This is a genomic window from Streptomyces sp. NPDC059567 (assembly GCF_042735655.1).
Classification (GTDB): domain Bacteria; phylum Actinomycetota; class Actinomycetes; order Streptomycetales; family Streptomycetaceae; genus Streptomyces.
Genome location: NZ_JBHWBS010000109.1, coordinates 1 through 2,430, shown reverse-complemented (window position 1 = coordinate 2,430; position 2,430 = coordinate 1). Strand labels below are relative to the sequence as shown.

Sequence of the window (2,430 nt, the reverse complement as noted above, 5' to 3'; positions counted from 1 at the left end):
AAACGGAACCCCCCGTTGGGTGGCCCCCCCCCCACGCCCGGGATCCAGTGAATGGATCCGGGCCTTCGTTTGCTACTGAGTAGCGGGGACAGGATTTGAACCTGCGACCTCTGGGTTATGAGCCCAGCGAGCTACCGAGCTGCTCCACCCCGCGTCGGTGAATATGACCTTACGGCATGGTGAGCCGATCCCCTAATCGGTTTTCCCGGCACGGCTCAGCAGCCGCAGTCCTCGGCATCGACCGGGGCCGTCAGCGGGTCCGCGTCCTTCTTCTCGGGGCCCTCCCACGTCTCGTACGGGAAGCCCTCGCGGACCCAGTACTCGAAGCCGCCGAGCATCTCCTTCACCTGGTAGCCCAGCTGGGCCAGGGCGAGCGCGGCGCGCGTCGCGCCGTTGCAACCGGGACCCCAGCAGTACGTGACCACCGGCACGGACCGGTCGAGCAGCTGCTCGGCCTGGTCGGCGATGAGCGCGGTCGGCAGGTGGATCGCGCCGGGGACGTGTCCCTGGTCCCAGGACGCGGTGGAGCGGGAGTCGACGACCACGAAGCCGGGGTCGCCGTCGGCGGTGAGGGCGCTCGCGACATCGGAGACGTCGGCGTGGAAGGCGAGGCCGGCGGAGAAGTAGGCGGCCGCGGCCGCGGGAGATGCGGGCGGGGTACGAAGTACGGCGTTGACCTGCGCGGTTGTCGTCATGCATGAAAATCTACGGTCGAAGATCACGGCACTGAAGTGGCAATCCCCGGCGCTGAGACCGATCGGCCGGGGAAATCCGGGCGTTCGGCGGGGGACGACAGGGGATCTCACGCAGCGGGCGAACGCGCGGTTCAGCTGTCACGTTTCGCGGCCGCCGTCCGTCATCTCGACGACGGGCATCGACGAGGGAGACACCGATGGACGAGAAGGACCTCCTGGCCGAGCGCTTCCAGGCCGACCGCACGCATCTGAAGGCGGTCGCGTACCGGATGCTGGGGTCGCTGAGCGAGGCCGAGGACGCCGTCCAGGAAGCGTGGATCAAGCTCAGCCGCTCCGACGTCAGCGAGGTGCAGAACCTCAGCGGCTGGCTGACGACGGTCGTCGGACGGGTCTGCCTCGACATGCTGCGCTCGCGGTCCTCCCGCCGGGAGGACCCGCTGGAGTACTACGTCCCCGATCCGCTGGTCCGGGGCGCGGAGGGCACCACCCGCGACCCCGAGGAGGAGGCGCTGCTCACCGACTCGGTGGGGCTCGCGCTGCTCGTGGTCCTGGAGACGCTGGGCCCCGCCGAGCGGCTCGCCTTCGTCCTGCACGACATGTTCGCGGTCTCCTTCGACGAGATCGCCCCGATCGTGGACCGCACGCCCGCGGCGACGCGCCAGCTCGCCAGCCGGGCCCGTCGGCGCGTCCAGAACGCGGCGCCGGCCCCGGCGCCCGACCTCACCCGGCAGCGCGAGGTCGTCGACGCCTTCATGGCGGCCTCCCAGGGCGGCGACTTCGAGGGTCTGCTCGCGGTCCTGGACCCGGACGTGGTCCTGCGGGCGGACGGCGGCAAGGTCCTCGCGGCGGCCTCACGGCTGATCCGCGGCGCCGAGGCGGTCGTCAACCAGGCGCTCACCTTCGCCCGCTTCCGCCGCGCGTACCGCGATGTGCTGGTCAACGGCGCCCCGGGCATCGTCTCCTACGTGGACGGCCAGGCGGCCGGGCTCATGTCCTTCACGATCGTCGACGAGCGCATCGTGGGGATCCAGATCATCTTCGACCCGGAGCGCCTGGTGGCGCTGGGAGTGCCGGCACTGGAGGGCTGAGAGCGCACGGGTGTGACCCACCACACGCCATGCGCCGATGAGTTCACCCCTCGACGTGGGTCATATACGCGACCACTCCGAAACCCGACCAAGATCATTCACTGACGAGGGACATCGACATGACCGACGCCGTGAAGGGCCCTGCCGCCTACTTCCCCTCGATCGAGAAGAAGTACGGGCGCCAGATCTCCGAGTGGAAGACCCTCATCCGCTCCTCCCCGCTGACCAAGCACATGGAGCTCGTCTCCTGGCTCAAGTCCGAACACGGCCTCGGCCACGGCCACGCCAACGCCCTGGTCGCCCATACCCTCGCCGAGGACAGCGGCAAGTAGCCCCGCCCGGAAACGCAGAGGCGCCCCGCCCGGCCTGAACCGGGTGGGGCGCTTCTGTGGATGTAGGCCGTGTGGGACTCGAACCCACAACCAACGGATTAAAAGTCCGCTGCTCTGCCAATTGAGCTAACGGCCCTCGGCACATCACCCCCGAGCATAGCCGCATGGATCCCCGGAACCGATCGGGTATCCGACACGGCGGCCCCGGCGACACATTCGAGTCCGTTCAAGCGGGAAGGGGGGGGGGGGGACCCGGGGGGGGTGGGGGGCGGGGAGCGGGGGTGTCACCCCCGCCGACCGGTGGGGAGATGACGC

General features: G+C 69.6%; 3 protein-coding genes and 2 tRNA genes. 2 read left to right on the top strand and 3 right to left on the bottom strand.

The annotated features are described in order from the left end of the window. Positions 1-80 precede the first annotated feature (80 nt). A tRNA-Met gene (locus tag ACFVZW_RS32105) sits at positions 81-154 on the bottom strand. Between the two features lie 61 nt (positions 155-215). Then, positions 216-695 (bottom strand): rhodanese-like domain-containing protein, encoded by a 480-nt coding sequence (locus ACFVZW_RS32100; protein ID WP_384528822.1) that lies wholly within the window; start codon positions 693-695, stop codon positions 216-218. A 197-nt stretch (positions 696-892) separates the two neighbouring features. Here ACFVZW_RS32100 and sigJ point away from each other — a divergent pair, with 197 nt between their 5' ends. Then, positions 893-1,783, top strand: a complete 891-nt coding sequence (gene sigJ, locus ACFVZW_RS32095; RefSeq protein WP_384528819.1) for an RNA polymerase sigma factor SigJ — start codon at positions 893-895, stop codon at positions 1,781-1,783. A 119-nt stretch (positions 1,784-1,902) separates the two neighbouring features. Continuing rightward, positions 1,903-2,115, top strand: a complete 213-nt coding sequence (locus tag ACFVZW_RS32090; RefSeq protein ID WP_384528817.1) for a DUF4287 domain-containing protein — start codon at positions 1,903-1,905, stop codon at positions 2,113-2,115. 63 nt (positions 2,116-2,178) lie between these two features. On the opposite strand, the gene ACFVZW_RS32085 is transcribed toward ACFVZW_RS32090, so the two are convergent. Next, positions 2,179-2,251: transfer RNA gene (locus ACFVZW_RS32085), tRNA-Lys, on the bottom strand. Positions 2,252-2,430: the final 179 nt, after the last annotated feature.

Excerpts from the sequence above, each read along its gene's own strand:
- ACFVZW_RS32100 (WP_384528822.1), bottom strand. The coding sequence starts at position 695 with ATGACGACAACCGCGCAGGTCAACGCCGTACTTCGTACCCCGCCCGCA.
- ACFVZW_RS32090 (WP_384528817.1), top strand. The coding sequence starts at position 1,903 with ATGACCGACGCCGTGAAGGGCCCTGCCGCCTACTTCCCCTCGATCGAG.
- sigJ (WP_384528819.1), top strand. The coding sequence starts at position 893 with ATGGACGAGAAGGACCTCCTGGCCGAGCGCTTCCAGGCCGACCGCACG.